The sequence below is a fragment of the Streptomyces sp. SID14436 genome, from assembly GCF_010548465.1.
In the GTDB taxonomy this organism is placed as follows: Bacteria; Actinomycetota; Actinomycetes; order Streptomycetales; family Streptomycetaceae; genus Streptomyces.
Genome location: NZ_JAAGMD010000896.1, coordinates 1 through 16,884 on the forward strand (window position 1 = coordinate 1; position 16,884 = coordinate 16,884).

General features: G+C 72.7%; 17 protein-coding genes, 1 tRNA gene and 2 pseudogenes. 16 read left to right on the forward strand and 4 right to left on the reverse strand.

Translation table 11 applies throughout. From position 1 onward, the window contains the following. From G3I53_RS32880 to ugpC, 14 genes and pseudogenes are all read left to right on the forward strand, one after another. A pseudogene (locus G3I53_RS32880) lies at positions 1-422 on the forward strand (hypothetical protein); the annotation flags it as partial. A 98-nt stretch (positions 423-520) separates the two neighbouring features. After that, complete coding sequence (locus G3I53_RS32885) at positions 521-955, forward strand: roadblock/LC7 domain-containing protein (RefSeq protein WP_164335295.1); 435 nt, start codon at positions 521-523, stop codon at positions 953-955. A 2-nt stretch (positions 956-957) separates the two neighbouring features. Next, positions 958-1,329: a DUF742 domain-containing protein gene (locus tag G3I53_RS32890; protein ID WP_164335306.1), complete on the forward strand. Its 372-nt coding sequence runs from the start codon at positions 958-960 to the stop codon at positions 1,327-1,329. After that, positions 1,307-1,960 (forward strand): ATP/GTP-binding protein, encoded by a 654-nt coding sequence (locus tag G3I53_RS32895; RefSeq protein ID WP_203592058.1) that lies wholly within the window; start codon positions 1,307-1,309, stop codon positions 1,958-1,960. Before G3I53_RS32890 ends, G3I53_RS32895 begins: the two co-directional genes overlap by 23 nt. 60 nt (positions 1,961-2,020) lie before the next feature. After that, the gene (locus G3I53_RS32900; RefSeq protein ID WP_164335298.1) at positions 2,021-2,596 is read left to right on the forward strand and encodes a GAF domain-containing protein; all 576 of its coding nucleotides are present in this window, start codon (positions 2,021-2,023) and stop codon (positions 2,594-2,596) included. A 183-nt stretch (positions 2,597-2,779) separates the two neighbouring features. Beyond that, positions 2,780-3,808, forward strand: coding sequence for an L-threonine 3-dehydrogenase (gene tdh / locus G3I53_RS32905; protein ID WP_164335300.1), 1,029 nt, complete (start codon positions 2,780-2,782; stop codon positions 3,806-3,808). Between the two features lie 88 nt (positions 3,809-3,896). Beyond that, the gene (locus G3I53_RS32910) at positions 3,897-5,096 is read left to right on the forward strand and encodes a glycine C-acetyltransferase (protein WP_164335302.1); all 1,200 of its coding nucleotides are present in this window, start codon (positions 3,897-3,899) and stop codon (positions 5,094-5,096) included. A 51-nt stretch (positions 5,097-5,147) separates the two neighbouring features. Next, positions 5,148-6,050 (forward strand): LysR family transcriptional regulator, encoded by a 903-nt coding sequence (locus tag G3I53_RS32915; protein WP_164439058.1) that lies wholly within the window; start codon positions 5,148-5,150, stop codon positions 6,048-6,050. 69 nt (positions 6,051-6,119) lie between these two features. Next, positions 6,120-6,479 (forward strand): MmcQ/YjbR family DNA-binding protein, encoded by a 360-nt coding sequence (locus G3I53_RS32920; RefSeq protein WP_164334085.1) that lies wholly within the window; start codon positions 6,120-6,122, stop codon positions 6,477-6,479. A 102-nt stretch (positions 6,480-6,581) separates the two neighbouring features. Then, a tRNA-Pro gene (locus G3I53_RS32925) sits at positions 6,582-6,658 on the forward strand. A 216-nt stretch (positions 6,659-6,874) separates the two neighbouring features. Then, the gene (locus tag G3I53_RS32930; protein ID WP_343239804.1) at positions 6,875-8,194 is read left to right on the forward strand and encodes an ABC transporter substrate-binding protein; all 1,320 of its coding nucleotides are present in this window, start codon (positions 6,875-6,877) and stop codon (positions 8,192-8,194) included. A 67-nt stretch (positions 8,195-8,261) separates the two neighbouring features. Next, entirely contained in the window at positions 8,262-9,230 is a 969-nt protein-coding gene (locus G3I53_RS32935) for a sugar ABC transporter permease (protein ID WP_164334084.1), read from the forward strand. Then, positions 9,230-10,063, forward strand: coding sequence for a carbohydrate ABC transporter permease (locus G3I53_RS32940; RefSeq protein WP_164334083.1), 834 nt, complete (start codon positions 9,230-9,232; stop codon positions 10,061-10,063). The genes G3I53_RS32935 and G3I53_RS32940 overlap by 1 nt, the downstream gene beginning before the upstream one ends. Positions 10,064-10,131: 68 nt before the next feature. Continuing rightward, on the forward strand, positions 10,132-11,319 hold the full coding sequence (gene ugpC / locus G3I53_RS32945; RefSeq protein ID WP_164334082.1) for a sn-glycerol-3-phosphate ABC transporter ATP-binding protein UgpC: 1,188 nt from the start codon (positions 10,132-10,134) through the stop codon (positions 11,317-11,319). Between the two features lie 62 nt (positions 11,320-11,381). Here the strand turns inward: ugpC and G3I53_RS32950 are convergent, their stop codons facing one another. From G3I53_RS32950 to G3I53_RS32960, 3 genes and pseudogenes are all read right to left on the reverse strand, one after another. Beyond that, complete coding sequence (locus tag G3I53_RS32950) at positions 11,382-11,909, reverse strand: NUDIX hydrolase family protein (RefSeq protein WP_164334086.1); 528 nt, start codon at positions 11,907-11,909, stop codon at positions 11,382-11,384. 104 nt (positions 11,910-12,013) lie between these two features. Next, positions 12,014-12,345, reverse strand: a pseudogene (locus tag G3I53_RS32955) (DUF3140 domain-containing protein). A gap of 102 nt (positions 12,346-12,447) precedes the next feature. Beyond that, a complete protein-coding gene (locus G3I53_RS32960) occupies positions 12,448-12,930 on the reverse strand; it encodes a DNA starvation/stationary phase protection protein (protein ID WP_164334081.1) in 483 nt (160 codons plus the stop codon). Positions 12,931-13,181: 251 nt separating this feature from the next. Between G3I53_RS32960 and G3I53_RS32965 the strand changes: the two genes are divergently transcribed. Both G3I53_RS32965 and G3I53_RS32970 read left to right on the forward strand, forming a co-directional pair. Further along, positions 13,182-14,369 (forward strand): thiolase family protein, encoded by a 1,188-nt coding sequence (locus tag G3I53_RS32965; RefSeq protein WP_164334080.1) that lies wholly within the window; start codon positions 13,182-13,184, stop codon positions 14,367-14,369. Positions 14,370-14,465: 96 nt separating this feature from the next. Further along, positions 14,466-15,239, forward strand: coding sequence for a sulfite exporter TauE/SafE family protein (locus G3I53_RS32970; RefSeq protein ID WP_164334079.1), 774 nt, complete (start codon positions 14,466-14,468; stop codon positions 15,237-15,239). A 126-nt stretch (positions 15,240-15,365) separates the two neighbouring features. Here the strand turns inward: G3I53_RS32970 and G3I53_RS32975 are convergent, their stop codons facing one another. Further along, entirely contained in the window at positions 15,366-16,775 is a 1,410-nt protein-coding gene (locus G3I53_RS32975) for a diacylglycerol kinase family protein (protein ID WP_164439059.1), read from the reverse strand. Positions 16,776-16,884: the final 109 nt, after the last annotated feature.

Genomic DNA, 16,884 nt, shown 5'->3' on the forward strand with positions numbered 1-16,884 from the left:
ACACGGAGACCCGACCCACGGAATCCCGCCCCGCGGAGACCCGCCCCGCGGAGACCCGCCACACGGACTCCGGCCAATGGAACCTCGGGCTCCCCCCGGTGGGGGACTCGACGTCCAGCTCGCCGCTGCCGCCCGTGACGTCGTTCCAGGCCCAGCCGCAGCCGCAGCCGTACCCCCAGCCGCAGCCGTACCCCCAGGCGCAGCCGCCCGCCCAGGCACCCCCCGGACCGTCGGCGTCCGGCGCCACGGCGGCCATGCCCGCGCCGGCCCCCTGGGCGTCGACCGTCCTGCCCACCTCCACGGGCACCCCGACGCCCTACCTGGACGCGCTGGCCGACCTCGCCCCGCACAGCCGGGACGCCCGGCCCGCGCCCCACGCCACCCCCGCACCCCGGCAGGACGGGAGCCCGCCCGCCGGATGAGCACCACCCCACCCGCCCCCACGGGCACGCCCCCGACCACCTCCGCGCCCACCCCCAGCGCTCCCACCGACCTTCGTACCCCTAGGAGTCGATCCACCATGGCGAGCGATGCGCCGACCGCCCACGTATCCGACCTCGACTGGCTGATGAGCGGACTCGTGCAACGCGTACCGCACACCTCCAGCGCCGTCCTGCTCTCCTGCGACGGACTGGTGAAGTCCGTGCACGGCCTCGACCCGGACAGCGCCGACCACATGGCCGCCCTGGCCTCCGGGCTGTACTCGCTCGGCCGCAGCGCCGGGATCCGGTTCGGCGACGGCGGCGACGTCCGCCAGGTCGTCGTCGAACTCGACTCGACCCTGCTGTTCGTCACCACCGCCGGTTCCGGCACCTGCCTGGCCGTGCTGGCCGGCCGCGAGGCCGACGCGGCGGTGCTCGGCTACGAGATGGCCATGCTGGTCAAGAGCGTCCGGCCCTACCTGATCACCGCCCCCCGCCAGCACGCCGCCGAACCCCCGGCGATGAGGCCTTGAGCGTGGCGGCGGCCGGTGACGGGCCCTGGCTCGACGACGCGGCCGGACGGCTGGTGCGCCCTTTCACCGTCAGCGACGGCCGCACCCGCCCCACGGTCGCGCTCGACCTGATGTCGCAGGTGATGGCCACCGGTGCCACCCCCCTCGGCTACCTGGGGCCCGAGCACACGCAGGCACTCGACCTGTGCCGGGCGCCCCTCCCGGTCGCCGAGGTCGCCGCACACCTCACGCTGCCGGTCGCGGTGGCCAAGGTGCTGCTGGCCGACCTCGTCGACTGCGGGGCGCTGACCACCAAACCCCCCGCGTTCCACCACACCCCGACGGACCGGGCCCTTCTGGAGGCAGTGCTCGATGGACTACGACGACAGCTCTGACCGCGGCGCCGGCCTCGCCCACGGCACCGCACCCGGGACCGGACACGGAGCCGATCCCTTCCCCACCGCGCTCAAGATCCTCGTGGCGGGCGGATTCGGCGTCGGCAAGACGACCTTCGTCGGCGCCGTCAGCGAGATCGCGCCGCTCAGTACGGAGGAACTGCTCACCACCGTCAGTGCCGCCACCGACCGGCTCGACGGCATCGAGAACAAGGTCGAGACGACCGTGGCCATGGACTTCGGCCGCATCACCCTGGACGCCGAGCACGTGCTGTACCTGTTCGGCACCCCGGGCCAGGAGCGGTTCTGGTTCATGTGGGACGAGCTCTGCGAGGGCGCCCTCGGCGCGGTCATCCTGGCCGACACCCGGCGCCTGGAGGAGTGCTTCGCGGCCGTCGACTTCTTCGAGCAGCGCGGCCTCGGATTCATCGTCGCCGTCAACGAGTTCGACGGCGCCTTCCGCTACGACCCCGAGGAGGTGCGGGCCGCCCTCGACCTGCACGCCGGCATCCCGGTCGTCCGCTGCGACGCCCGCATCTCCAGCTCCGGCGTCCAGACCCTGCTCACCCTCGTCCGCCACCTCATCGCCCACGCCCCGGCCCCCACCACGGGCTACGGCGCACACATGTGATGCCCGCACACCCTCACGGAGCACGTATATGAGTTTCGCCCACACCCCGGGAGTCCGTCCATGAGCTACGACCCGCCCCGCCCGGCCGGTCGTCTGCTGCTCACCCCCGAGGACCGGGACGCCCCCGCCCGCACCAGGCGGCTGCGTTCGCTGGGCCTGGGGGAGCATCCGGAACCCGCCCTCGACGCCTTCGCGTACAGCCTCGCGGAACTCACCGGAGCGCCCTACGCCATGGTCAACTTCCTGGGGGAGCACGGGCAGTTCTTCGCGGGGCTGCAGGCCCCCGCCACCGCACCGGTGGTCCGCAGCGACGGCACCGGCTCCCTGCTCGGCCGGGTCCTGCCCCGCGACCACGGCTTCTGCCCGCACGTCGTGGCCCGCCGCAAGGCGCTCGTCCTGGAGGACGTGAGCGACTACCCGCGTTTCGCGGGCAACCCGGTCGTCGACGAGTTCGGCGTGCGCTCCTACCTCGGCGCCCCCCTCATCGACAGCACCGGCATGGTGCTCGGCACCGTCTCCGTCGCCGACGTCCAGCCCCGGGCCTGGGGACAGGCGGGCCTGGCCGCCATCAAGGAGCGTGCCGCGGAACTCGTCCAGCGGCTGGAGGGCCGGGAGGCCGACGGACTGCCGCCGTGACGCCGCGCGCGGCCCGCCGGACGGGTGACGGCGTGAAGGAAAGCTGTGGCCGCGCTTAAGAAATCCTCGATGGACCCCCGAGGGTGTTGTACGGCAGATTGCAGAGCGAACTCCCTCCTCGTCCCGGCCCGGGGCCTGCCTCGGCATGCCCGGAGCCGGACCTCACCCCCAGGAGCCGAAGCGTTGAAGGCGCTGGTCAAGCAGAAGGCGGAACCCGGGCTGTGGCTCGCGGACGTCCCGGAACCCGCCGTCGGACCCGGCGACGTGCTCATCAAGGTGCTGCGCACCGGGATCTGCGGCACCGACCTGCACATCCGGTCGTGGGACGGCTGGGCGCAGCAGACGGTCACCACCCCGCTGGTCCTCGGGCACGAGTTCGTCGGCGAGGTCGTCGAGACCGGCCGGGACGTCACCGATGTCGCGGTCGGCGATCGGGTCAGCGGCGAGGGGCACCTGGTGTGCGGCAAGTGCCGCAACTGCCTCGCCGGACGCCGGCACCTGTGCCGGGCCACGGTCGGTCTCGGGGTGGGCCGCGACGGCGCGTTCGCCGAGTACGTCACGCTGCCCGCCGGCAACGTGTGGGTGCACCGCGTCCCGGTCGACCTCGACGTCGCCGCGATCTTCGACCCGTTCGGCAACGCCGTGCACACCGCCCTGTCGTTCCCGCTCGTCGGCGAGGACGTCCTGATCACCGGCGCCGGACCGATCGGCCTGATGGCCGCCGCGGTGGCCCGGCACGCCGGAGCCCGGCACGTGATGATCACCGACGTCAGCGAGGAGCGCCTGGAACTCGCCCGAAAGATCGGCGCGAGCCTCGCGCTGAACGTCGCCGAGGCGTCCATCGCTGACGGACAGCAGGCCCTCGGCCTGCGCGAGGGCTTCGACATCGGCCTGGAGATGTCCGGCCGGCCCGAGGCCATGCGCGACATGATCGCCAACATGACGCACGGCGGGCGCATCGCCATGCTCGGCCTGCCGGCCGAGGAGTTCCCCGTCGACTGGGCCCGGATCGTCACCTCGATGATCACCATCAAGGGCATCTACGGCCGGGAGATGTTCGAGACCTGGTACGCCATGTCGGTCCTCCTCGAGGGCGGCCTGGACCTCGCCCCCGTGATCACCGGCCGCTACGGCTACCGTGACCACGAGGCGGCCTTCGAGGACGCGGCGAGCGGCCGCGGCGGCAAGGTCATCCTCGACTGGACGTCGTAGCGGCGTCACCGCGCGGTCGCCCACCCCGCGACCTCGGCCCGTGACCGCCCGCAGCCCCTCATCCGCCAGCACCTTCCAGGAGCACCCCATGTTCGACTCCGTGCGCGACGACCTCCGCACCACCCTCGACGAGATCCGCGCCGCCGGCCTGCACAAGCCGGAGCGCGTCATCGGCACCCCGCAGTCCGCCACCGTGAACGTCACCGCCGGCGGACGCCCCGGCGAGGTCCTCAACTTCTGCGCCAACAACTACCTCGGCCTCGCCGACCACCCCGACGTGATCGCCGCCGCCCACGAGGCCCTCGACCGCTGGGGCTACGGCATGGCCTCCGTCCGCTTCATCTGCGGCACCCAGGAGGTGCACAAGGAGCTGGAGGCCCGCCTGTCGGCCTTCCTCGGCCAGGAGGACACGATCCTCTACTCCTCCTGCTTCGACGCCAACGGCGGCGTCTTCGAGACGCTGCTCGGCCCGGAGGACGCGGTGATCTCCGACGCGCTGAACCACGCGTCGATCATCGACGGCATCCGGCTGTCCAAGGCCCGCCGCTTCCGCTACGCCAACCGCGACATGGCCGACCTGGAGCGGCAGCTCAAGGAGGCCGCCGAGGGCGGAGCCCGCCGCACGCTGATCGTCACCGACGGCGTGTTCTCCATGGACGGCTACGTGGCCCCGCTGGACGAGATCTGCGACCTCGCCGACCGGCACGGCGCCATGGTCATGGTCGACGACTCGCACGCCGTCGGCTTCGTCGGCCCCGGCGGGCGCGGCACGCCCGAACTGCACGGCGTGATGGACCGCGTGGACATCATCACCGGCACCCTCGGCAAGGCGCTCGGCGGCGCGTCCGGCGGTTACGTCGCCGCCCGCGCGGAGATCGTCGCCCTGCTGCGCCAGCGCTCCCGCCCGTACCTGTTCTCCAACACGCTCGCCCCGGTGATCGCGGCGGCCTCGCTGAAGGTCCTCGACCTGCTGGAGTCCGCCGACGACCTGCGGGTCCGGCTGGCCGAGAACACCGCCCTGTTCCGCCGCCGGATGACCGAGGAGGGCTTCGACATCCTCCCCGGCGACCACGCCATCGCCCCCGTCATGATCGGCGACGCGGCCCGCGCGGGCCGCATGGCGGAACTGCTGCTGGAGCGCGGCGTGTACGTGATCGGCTTCTCGTACCCGGTCGTGCCGCAGGGCCAGGCGCGGATCCGCGTCCAGCTGTCCGCCGCCCACTCCACGGACGACGTGAACCGCGCGGTGGACGCCTTCGTCGGGGCCCGGGCGGAGCTCGACGCCTGAGCGGACCGCACCGCGGCCTGCGCGGCCGGCAGGTTTGAGACAATCGGTCGCATGATCGAAGCGCGGCGGCTCCACATCCTCCGTGCGGTGGCGGACCACCGCACGGTCACCGCGGCGGCCGCCGCGCTCCACCTGACCCCGTCCGCCGTCTCCCAGCAGCTCGCCGCGCTGGAGCAGGAGACGGGGCACCGCCTGGTCGAGCGCGGCGCCCGGGGCGTCCGGCTGACCCCGGCCGGGGAGATCCTGCTCGACCACACCAACGCCGTCCTGGCCCAGCTGGAGCGCGCCGAGGCCGAGCTGGCCGCCTACGGCTCGGGCTCGGCCGGGACGGTCACGGTGGCGTCCTTCGCCACCGGCATCGCCGAGGTCGTGGCGCCCGCCGTGGCCCGGCTCGCCCGGTCCGCGCCCGGCATCCGCATCCGCGTCCAGGACGCCGAGGGCGACGCCAGCCTGCCGATGGTGCTGGACCGGCAGGTCGACGTCGCCGTGGCCGTCGAGTACCGGGGGGCGTCCGCCGACGACCCCCGCCTCACCCATCTCCCGCTGTACGCGGAGCCCTTCGACGCGGTGGTCCCGGTCAGCCACCGTCTCGCCGACGCGGCCGAGGTGCCGCTGGCGGAGCTGGCCAAGGACCCGTGGATCGGCCCGTACCCGGGCAACCCCTGCCACGACGTGGTCGTCCTGGCCTGCGAGCACGCCGGTTTCCAGCCCCGGCTGGAGCACTCCTCGGACGACTTCCGGGCGGTGGTGGCGCTCGCGGCGGCCGACGTGGGCGTGGCCCTGGTGCCGCGTTCGGCGCTGCGCGGCACGGACCTGGCCGGCGTGGTGGTGCGGCCGGTGGACGGCGCGGCGCCGACCCGGCGGGTCTTCGCCGCCGTCCGCCGGGGCGCGGAGGAGCATCCGCTGATCCGCCCGGTGCTGGACGCGCTCGGCGAGGCCGCCGAACAGGCGTGACCGGGCGCCCCCGCGCGGCCGCGCGGGCGGGCCGGGCCGTTGTCGGTGGCGGCCGCTACCGTGCCTGCCATGCCGGATGCCGACGACGTACGACGGATCGCCCTGTCCCTGCCGGACACCACGGAGAAGATCGCCTGGAGCATGCCCACTTTTCGTGTCGCGGGCAAGATGTTCGCGACGCTGCCCGAGGACGAGACCTCCCTCGCGGTGCGGTGCCCCGAGCAGGAGCGCGACGAACTGGTCCTGGCCGAGCCGGAGAAGTTCTGGATCGCCGGCCACGAGGCGCGGTTCGCCTGGGTCAGGGCCCGCCTCGCCGCGCTGGAGGACGAGGAGGAACTGCGCGACATCCTCGCCGACTCCTGGCGGCAGGCGGCCCCGCCGCGTCTGACCGAGGCACACCCGCGGCTCGGCCTGCCGCCCGCGCGGTGACCGTCCCCGGAGGCGGGCCGAAAGGGGTGCGCGATCACCGCCCCGAGTGCGGTATTGTTTCCGTGCGCGTCCGGCCGGGGGAAGCCCAGGTCAGACGGGCAACGGGACGTGGCGCAGCTTGGTAGCGCACTTGACTGGGGGTCAAGGGGTCGCAGGTTCAAATCCTGTCGTCCCGACCAGCTTCACGCAGGTCGCAGGCCGTCTTCTCAGCGATGGGAAGGCGGCCTTCGTCATGTCCGGGTGCGCGCGCCCCGAACCACCCGAGTGCCCGATATGGCAATTTCAGACGCGAATGTCCTTGATGTTGCGGTCCGTGCTGCTTAACGTTCCCCCGGAAACAACCGTCGCGGGTCCCAGATCCCGCGCCACCGTCCCGGAAGCGAGGTGTGCAGCGCGTGCGCGTGACGTGCGGGTGCCGACCGGTTTCGGCGAGCACCAGGAAGCGCAGACGCCCCCGGGGAGCGCGGCGGACGCGGGCGCTGGTCGCGCTGGCGCTGCTGGCGTCGACGCTCGCCGCCTGCGGCGACGACGGCGGCTCCGGCCGCCCCACCCTCAACTGGTACAACTTCCCCGACGACTCCGGCGCCCTGCAGACGGCCGCCGACCGGTGCAGCAAGGCCTCCGGCGGCCGCTACCGGATCAACTACAGCAAGCTGCCCCGGGGCGCCGACGACCAGCGCCAGCAACTGGTGCGCCGGCTCGCCGCCGAGGACGACTCCATCGACATCATGGGCCTCGACGTCACGTGGGCCGCGGAGTTCGCCGAGGCCCGCTGGATCCGTGAGTGGACGGGCGAGAACAAGCGCCGCGCCACCGAGGGCACCCTGGAGGTGCCGCTGCGGACGGCGACGTGGAAGGACAAGCTGTACGCGGTCCCGTACAACACCAACACCCAGTTGCTGTGGTACCGCAAGGACCTGGTGCCCACGCCGCCCAGGACGTGGGACGAGATGCTGAAGATGGCCCGCGACCTCGCCCGCCAGGGCAAGCCGCACTACGTGGAGATCCAGGGCGCCCAGTACGAGGGCCTCACCGTCTGGTTCAACTCCCTCGTCAACAGCGCCGGCGGCTCCATCCTCAACGCGAGCGCCACCGCACCCTCGCTCGGGCCGCCCGCCGTACGGGCCGCCACGATCATGCGCGACCTCGCCAACTCCCCGGCCGCGGACCCCTCCCTGCCCAACCAGATGGAGGACCAGAACCGGCTCGCCATGGAGTCCGGGGTGGCCGCCTTCGAGATCAACTACCCGTTCGTCTATCCGTCGATGAAGGCGAACAACCCAAAGCTGTTCAAGAATTTCCGCTGGGCGCCCTACCCGCGCGTCGACGCCGGCCGGCCCTCCCGGCCGACCATCGGCGGCATCGACCTCGCCGTCAGCGAGCACTCCCGCCACCCCGACCTCGCGTTCGAGGCGGCCCTGTGCCTGCGCAACCGGGAGAACCAGCTGACCGCCGCGATCGACGGCGGGCTGCCCCCGACCCTGCGCTCGATCTACGACGACCCGGCGTTCATGAAGGAGTACCCCTTCTCCAAGGAGGTGCTGGCCGCGCTGGAGTCCGCGAGCGTCCGGCCGGTCACCCCCGCCTACCAGAACGTGTCGATCGTCATCTCCCACACACTGTCCCCGCCGTCCGCGATCAAGCCGGAGAGCTCGGTCGCCACCATCGAGGGTCAGATCGACGATGCCCTGAAATCCGAGGGTGTGATCCCGTGAACCACCGTCCCCCGCAGCACTCCGCCGCCCCGCGTCCCGCGCGGGCCCGCCGTCCGGGCGGTTCCGGATGAGCACCATGGCCGGTCCGGACGGGACCCCGCCGCCCCCCGGCGGCACCAGGACGGCACCGGACGCCACGAAGAAGGGCAAGGCGGCCCTCTCGGAGGGCGCCCGGCAGGAACGCCGCCTGGGCTGGCTGCTGTGCGCGCCGGCCGTCATCGTGATGGTCGCCGTGACCGCCTACCCCATCGGCTACGCCATCTACCTGTCCCTGCAACGCTACGACCTGCGCTTCCCGGCCCGGGCCGAGTTCGTGGGCCTGAGCAACTACGGGTCGGTGCTGTCCTCCCCGTACTGGTGGGACGCCTTCTGGGTCACGCTGTTCATCACCGCGGTGTCCGTCGCCATCGAACTCGTCCTCGGCATGGGACTCGCCCTGGTCATGCACCGCACCCTCTTCTGGCGCGGCACGGTGCGCACCGCGGTGCTCATCCCCTACGGCATCGTCACCGTGGTCGCCGCGTTCTCCTGGCAGTACGCCTGGACACCCAACCTGGGCTACCTCGCCGACCTGCTGCCCGCCGGGGACGCACCGCTCACCGAGCAGTGGCCCGCGCTGTGGCTGATCATCCTCGCCGAGGTGTGGAAGACCACCCCGTTCATGGCGCTGCTGCTGCTCGCCGGCCTCGCCCTGGTGCCCGAGGAGACCCTGAAGGCGGCCATGGTGGACGGCGCGACCGCCTGGCAGCGGTTCGTGCGGGTGATGCTGCCGCTGATGAAGCCGGCCATCCTCGTGGCGCTGCTGTTCCGCACCCTGGACGCGTTCCGGATCTTCGACAACATCTACATCCTGACCTCGGGCGCCCAGGGCACCGGCTCCGTGTCGATCCTCGGCTACCACAACCTGTTCACGGCGCTGAACCTCGGCATCGGGTCGGCGATCTCGGTCCTGATCTTCATCTGTGTCGGGATCATCGCCTTCACCTTCGTCAAACTGTTCGGTGCCGCCGCTCCCGGCGCGGAGGTGAAGCGCTGATGGCCGCCGCAGGCAGTACACACGCGACCCGATGGGGCGTCATCAACGTCGTGGTGGTGCTGTACGCCCTGTTCCCGGTGTGGTGGATCGCCGCACTGTCGTTCAAGGACCCCAGCACCCTCACCGACGGCAACTACATCCCCACGGACTGGACCTGGGAGAACTACAAGGGGATCTTCGAGACCTCCGAGTTCACCCGGGCCCTGATCAACTCGATCGGCATCGCCCTGATCGCCACCGCGATCGCGGTGGCCCTCGGCACCATGGCCGCCTACGCCGTCGCCCGGCTGCGGTTCCCCGGCAAGCGGCTCCTCATCGGTATGTCGCTGCTGATCGCCATGTTCCCGCCGATCTCCCTGGTGTCGCCGCTGTTCAACATCGAGCGCATCATCGGCATCTTCGACACCTGGCTCGGCCTGATCGTGCCCTACATGACCTTCTCGCTGCCGCTGGCGATCTACACCCTGTCGGCGTTCTTCCGGGAGATCCCCTGGGACCTGGAGAAGGCCGCCAAGGTCGACGGGGCGACCCCCGCACAGGCGTTCCGGATGGTGATCGTGCCGCTCGCCGCACCGGGCGTGTTCACCACCGCCATCCTCGTGTTCATCTTCTGCTGGAACGACTTCCTGTTCGCGATCTCGCTGACCTCCACGGAGTCCGCGCGGACGGTGCCCGCCGCGATCGCGTTCTTCACCGGCAGTTCGCAGTTCCAGCAGCCCACCGGGTCGATCGCCGCGGCAGCCGTGGTGATCACCATCCCGATCATCATCTTCGTCCTGCTCTTCCAGCGGCGGATCGTCGCCGGACTGACCTCCGGGGCGGTCAAGGGATGAGCGCGGACGCACCGCGCCGCCCGCGCCGCGGCCGGACCCGGCAGGCCTGAGGCAAGGAGGAACCACCCATGGCCGAGATCGTCCTCGAGGGCGTCACCAAACGTTTCCCCGACGGGTCCGTCGCCGTGCGGGACGTGGACCTCACCATCGCCGACGGCGAGTTCGTGATCCTCGTCGGCCCGTCCGGATGCGGCAAGTCCACCACCCTGAACATGATCGCCGGGCTGGAGGACATCACCGAGGGCACCCTGCGCATCGGGGGTAAGGTCGTCAACGACCTCGCACCCAAGGAGCGGGACGTCGCCATGGTGTTCCAGAGCTACGCCCTGTACCCGCACATGAGCGTCCGCGAGAACATGGGCTTCCCGCTGCGGCTGGCGAAGGTCGACAAGGAGACCATCGACGCCAAGGTCGAGGAGGCGGCCCGGGTCCTGGACCTCACCGAGTACCTGGAGCGCAAGCCCGCCAACCTCTCCGGCGGCCAGCGCCAGCGGGTGGCGATGGGGCGGGCCATCGTCCGGGACCCCAAGGCGTTCCTGATGGACGAGCCGCTGTCCAACCTGGACGCCAAGCTCCGGGTGCAGATGCGCACCCAGATCTCCCGGATCCAGCGCCGCCTGGGCACCACCACCGTGTACGTCACCCACGACCAGGTGGAGGCCATGACCCTCGGCGACCGGGTGGTGGTCATGCGCCAGGGGCTGGTGCAGCAGGTGGGTTCGCCCGCCGAGCTGTACACCATGCCGCGCAACCTGTTCGTGGCGGGGTTCATCGGCTCACCGGCGATGAACTTCCTCAACGCCACCCTGGAGGACGGCCGGCTGCGCTCGCCCTTCGGCGACCTGCCCCTGGACGACCGCACCCGGCAGGCACTGGAGCGGCACAACGCCCCCCGCGAGGTCATCATCGGGCTGCGGCCCGAGGCCTTCGAGGACGCGAGCCTGGCCCGGGAGGACAGCGGGGCGGAGATCACCGTCACCGTGGACGTGCTGGAGTCGCTCGGCTCCGACGCCTACGTCTACTTCACCGCCGAGGGCGGCCCGGCCTCCACCGCCGAACTGGAGGAACTGGCCACCGACTCGGGCCAGAGCGACACCGGCGCGGGCACCCAGCAGATCGTGGCCCGGCTCGACGCGGCGACCCGCGCGCGCGAGGGCGAACCCATGCGCCTGCGGGTCGACATGCGCAAGGCACATGTCTTCGACCCGTCGACGGGCAAGAACCTCACCCACATGGAGAACACGGACGGCGGCTGACCCCTCGGCCCGGGCCGGGCGGCGCGACGGCGCGCCCGGCCCGGGCCGGGCGCGCCGTGGGGTCAGATCACACAGCCGGCGTGGGCCAGTGCCTGCTTCAGCAGGACTCCGTGGCCGCCCGGCATCTCGCTCTGCACGGCCGCCGACAGGGCTTCCTGCGGGCTGAACCACACGAGGTCCAGGGCGTCCTGGCGGGGCCGGCAGTCGCCCGCCACCGGCACGATGTACGCGAGCGACACCGCGTGCTGACGGGGGTCGTGGTACGGCGTGACGCCGTGCGTCGGGAAGTACTCCGCGACCGTGAACGGCTGGAGCGACGCCGGCACCCGGGGGAGCGCCACCGGCCCGAGGTCCTTCTCCAGATGACGCAACAGCGCGTCGCGGACCCGCTCGTGGTGCAGCACCCGGCCGGAGACCAGCGTCCGGCTGACCGTCCCGTCGGGCCCGATGCGCAGCAGCAGACCGACGCTGGTGACCTCACCGCTGTCGTCGACACGCACGGGGACGGCCTCGACGTACAGGATCGGCATGCGGGCGCGCGCCATCTCCAGTTCGTCCGAGGAGAGCCAGCCGGGCGTGGTCTCGGTCATGTCAGACATTGCTTGATCATACTTTCAACCGTGCGGGCGCGTGGGGGAGCCGCTCCGAAGGCCCCCGGGCCGCAGCCGCGGCCCGGGGGCCTTCGGCGGGCCGGCTACGCCTTGAGCGGGTCGTGGCCCAGCGTCATCAGCCGGTGCCGCAGGCGGGTGTCGCCGGCCGCCGGCTCGTTCTCCAGGTCGGTCTGCGCGCCGACGGCTCCACGACCTCGCTCATCACGCGCAGGTCGTCCTCGGTGAGATCGGTGCGGCGTTTCTGCAGGACGGCGAGGACGTGCCGGCCGGTGTCGGTGCCCGCCTGTTCGGGCAGCGGCTCGGTCTCCTCCTCCGCGTCGCGGACCCGCAACCAGGCGGCGAGTTCCGCGGAGGTCATGTTCACCGCGCGGTGGAAGTCCTCCCACAGCGCGTCGAGTTCGAGGGCGTCGGCCATGGTGGTGTCCCTTGGGTGCGTACGGGAGCGGCCGTCCCGGCGGGTGCCGGACGGCCGCGGTGGTGGTGGGGGGTGCGGACGCCGCGACGGGCGTGAGCGCGGTCAGGACCCCGCGCCGTGGTTCTCCGCCTGGAACATCCAGCGCTGCTTCTCCAGTTCGGCGGTGATGGCGATGAGCAGGTCCTGGGAGACCGGGTCCGCCTCCTCGGTGGCCCCGATGCGGCCGCGCAGCCGCTCGATCGCCGCGCCGAGCGCGTCGGTCATCACCCGCACGGCCTCGCTGTCGCGCAGCCAGCCCTCCTGGGGGGCCGGGAGCGAGAAGACCTTGGCGACCGTCTCGGGACGGCCGTCCGGGGACACCCCCAGGGCGGCGGCCCGCTCCGCGACCGTGTCGGCGTGCCCGCGCGTGGCCGAGACGACCTCGTCCAGCTGCAGGTGGACCGAACGGAACCGCGGGCCGACCACGTTCCAGTGGGCCTGCTTGGCGATCAGCGACAGGCCGAGCAGGTCGACCAGCGTGTCCTGGAGCGCCTCGCCCGTGATCTTGAGGGCCTCGTCGGGCAGCGGGCTCTTCACAACGGTCATGGGTGACTGCTCCTCCTCGATCATGGATGTCACGGGGAGGGAGCGGCGGGCGCGGGGGCGCTCCGCGACTCCCTCAGACGCGCGGGTGCCCCGGGCGTTCCGCCACAAACTCCCTCGTCGCCGTCCCCGCCGTACCCGCCGGTTCCGCTTCCCCGGGGACCGCGCGGCGGTCTATAGTCCGAAACTAGCGGTGCTAATCACATAGGCCTCCGGTCACCGGCAGGGGCCGGCGTCCGGACAGGAGTTCCCTCGTGCGTCCCGTCCACTTCGCGGCCGCCCGCCGCACCCCCATCGGCCGGCTCCGCGGTGCCCTCTCCACGGTGCGGCCCGACGACCTCGCCGCCGCCGTCATCCGCGGCCTGGTCGCCGACGTTCCGGCGCTGGACCCGGCGCGCGTGGACGACGTCTACTGGGGTGCCGCCAACCAGGCCGGCGAGGACAACCGCAACGTCGCCCGCATGGCCGCGCTGCTCGCCGGGCTCCCCGAGACCGTGCCCGGCGCCACCGTCAACCGGCTGTGCGCCTCCGGCCTCGAAGCGGTCACCGCCGCCGCCCGCACCATCGCCGCCGGCGAGGCCGACATCGTCGTCGCGGGCGGCTCCGAGTCGATGAGCCGGGCCCCCTTCGTGCTGCCCCGCCCCGACGAGGCCCTCCCGCACCGCATCGAGACCGTCGACACCCGCCTCGGCTGGCGGCTGGTCAACCCCGCGATGAAGGACCTGCACGGCCTGCTGTCCATGGGGGAGACGGCCGAGGAGGTCGCCCAGCGGCACGGCATCACGCGCGAACGCCAGGACGAGTTCGCCCTGCGCAGCCACCGGCTGGCGGCCGACGCCCGCAAGAACGGCCACTTCGACGACGAGCTGCTGCCCGTGCGGCGCCCGGACGGCGTGGTCGCCGACGCCGACGAGTGCATCCGCGAGGACACCTCCGTGGAGAAGCTGGCCCGGCTCAAGCCGGTCTTCCGCGAGGGGGGTTCCGTCACCGCGGGCAACGCCTCCCCGATGAACGACGGCGCCGCGGGGCTGATCCTCGTCAGCGAGGAGGCCCTCAACGAGCTCGGCCTGGAGTCGCTGGGCCGCTACGTCGCCGGTGCCTCCGCGGGCGTCCACCCCGACGTGATGGGCCTCGGCCCGGTCCCCGCCACCCGCAAGGTGCTGGCCCGCGCCGACTGGAGCGTCGCGGACGTCCGGGAGGCCGAGTTCAACGAGGCGTTCGCCGCGCAGGCCCTGGCCTGCGTGGACCAGCTCGGCTTCGACCCCGACCTGGTCAACCCCAGCGGCGGCGCCATCGCCCTCGGCCACCCGCTGGGCTGCTCCGGCGCCCGCATCCTGACCACCCTCCTGCACCGCATGCGCCGCACCGGAGCGGAACGGGGACTGGCGACCATGTGCGTGGGCGTGGGGCAGGGGAGCGCGGTGCTGGTCGAGCGGCACTGACCCGGGCAGCTCCCGGGCGGCAGGGGTCCCTCGGTCCGCCCCGGGGACGCCCCCGTGTCCGGCCGAGGCTTGTCCGGACATAGCATCGGTTCTCTCATGGACACGATGACGCTCTGGCAGCTCGCCGGCTGGGAGTTCGCCGCACTCGCCTTCGCCGCGCTGCTCGTCGGCTTCTCCAAGACCGCCGTGAGCGGGGCCAACACGGTCAGCCTGGCGATCTTCGCCGCCGTCCTGCCCGCCCGCGCCTCCACCGGCGTCCTGCTGCCGATCCTGATCGCCGGGGACGTGCTGGCCGTGCTCACCTACCGCCGGCACGCCCACTGGCCCACGCTGTGGCGGCTGTTCCCGGCCGTCGCGGTGGGCGTCGTCGTCGGCACCGTCTTCCTGCTCTGGGCGGACGACGGCATCGTCCGGACGTCGATCGGGGCGATCCTGCTGCTGATGTCCGCGATCACCGTCCTGCGGCGGCGGCAGGCGGCCGAGGGCGACGCACCGGACGCGCTCACCAGCCGGGCCGGGCGGGCCAAGGCCCGCTCCTACGGCGTGCTCGGCGGTTTCACCACCATGGTCGCCAACGCGGGCGGTCCGGTGATGTCGCTCTACCTGCTCTCCGCGGGCTTCCGCAAACTGGGCTTCCTCGGCACCTCGGCGTTCTTCTTCCTCATCGTCAACGTCGCCAAGGTGCCCTTCAGCGCCGGCCTGGGCCTGATCGACGCCGACTCGCTGCTGCTCGACGCGGCCCTCGTGCTGTTCGTGGTGCCCGGCGCGCTGCTCGGCAAATGGGCCGTGACCCGGATCAACCAGCGGCTGTTCGAGCAGATCGTCATCGGGGCAACTGTGGTGGGAGCCCTGCAGTTGCTTCTGCGCTAGGCCGTGTCTTTCGGATCACCCCGGGGCCGCGGGGCTTGGCACGCACATCTGCCGCGTTGTCGTCGGTTGCCGATGCTCCGCATCGGCGCCCTCCTCCGCCTTGCAGCTGCACGCACCAAGCCCCGCTCACCGGCAACTGTCAAGGCGCCGTCGATCCGAGTCGGAGTGATCCGAAAGACACGGCCCAGGCCGGAACCGGCGCGGCGCCGCCGTGCGGCCCACCGTCGCCGCCAGCTTGCGCAGCCTGCGCCAGTCCAGCCGCGGCGGCGCCTGCGCCACCCCGGGCCGCTTGCGCGGGACCCGGACCCGCAGCGCGCCGGGGGCGATCCGGCAGTGCACCGGGGCGGGCAGCACCAGCGCCTCCCCGTCGACCCCGGCCTCGATCTCGTCGCGGTCGGCCTCGATCACCGCCTCCCGGGCGGTCAGGATGGTGAGGCCGCTCGGTTCCGGGCCGAGCAGCAGTGCCGCGGCGTCGACCGCGCCCTCCACCTTCACGCCCAGCACGCCGAGCACCCCGGTGTCGATCCGGTCGCGGCGGCCGAGCCCGAAGGGGTCGTCGGTGCGGTACGGGTTGTTGCTGATCAGCACCGCCTGGGGCGCGGTGATCGTGGTGTCACCGGCCCGGGCCACCAGCCGGGGCCCCTGCTGGCCGGTGAGCAGGTCGGGCAGCAGCTCCAGGCTGGTGCCGATCTTGTCGTCGCGGTAGGCGGGGCTCTGCACGATCGCCGCGTACGCGCCGAACGAGGCGTTGTTGACGAAGGGCCGGTCCCCGGCGAAGCCCAGGTCCACCCGGAGTTCCACGCCGTCCGTCAGCGCGTCCAGGCAGGTGGCCGGGTCGTCGCGGTCCAGCCCGAGGTCCAGCGCGAAGTGGTTCCGGGTGCCCGCGCTGATCACCAGGAACGGCAGGCCGTGCTCCGCGGCGACGGCCGCCACCAGCGCCTGGGTGCCGTCGCCCCCGGCGGCCCCCAGCAGGTCCGCGCCGTCGGCGACGGCTTCCCGGGCCAGTGCGGTGACGTCGTTGTGCCGGTCCGGGTCGAGCAGGACGACCCGTGCGCCCAGCCGCTCGGCCTTCTCCCGCAGCCCGAAGCGGTCCACCTTGCCGCCGCCGGAGCGCGGGTTCATGATCAGCACCGGCCGCCGGGGCGGCGGTACCCTCCGCTCCCGCTCGCGCCGGGGCTGCCGGCCGCTCCCGGTGCCCCGCAGCGCGTACCGGCCGCTCCACACGGCCAGGCCCCACAGGGCCAGCGACACCAGCAGCGACCAGAACAGGGTGACGGCGAACAGGGCGACCACGGCGGCCGGGACGCACACAACCACCAGCGCGGCCAGCCAGCGCAGCGGGCCGCGCAGGGTCAGCGTCCACCAGACCGCCGCCGCGCTCAGCGCCAGCGCCGCCGCCCCGCACGCCAGCAGCAGCAGACCGGTCAGGCCCCCGTCGATCAGCGGGACCAGCACGGCGGAGGTGGCCGCGGCCAGCGCGGCCCGTGCGGCCCACCGCTGGGCACGGAAGGCCCGCCTGCTCAGGTCCACTGCCATCATTCCTCCACTTGACCGCGTCATCGTAGGGTCTGCGCGGGCGGGGACGGGGCGGCATCCCGGCTGCCGGTCACGCGGGCGGGCGGCGGGTACGCGCCGGCGGCCGCAC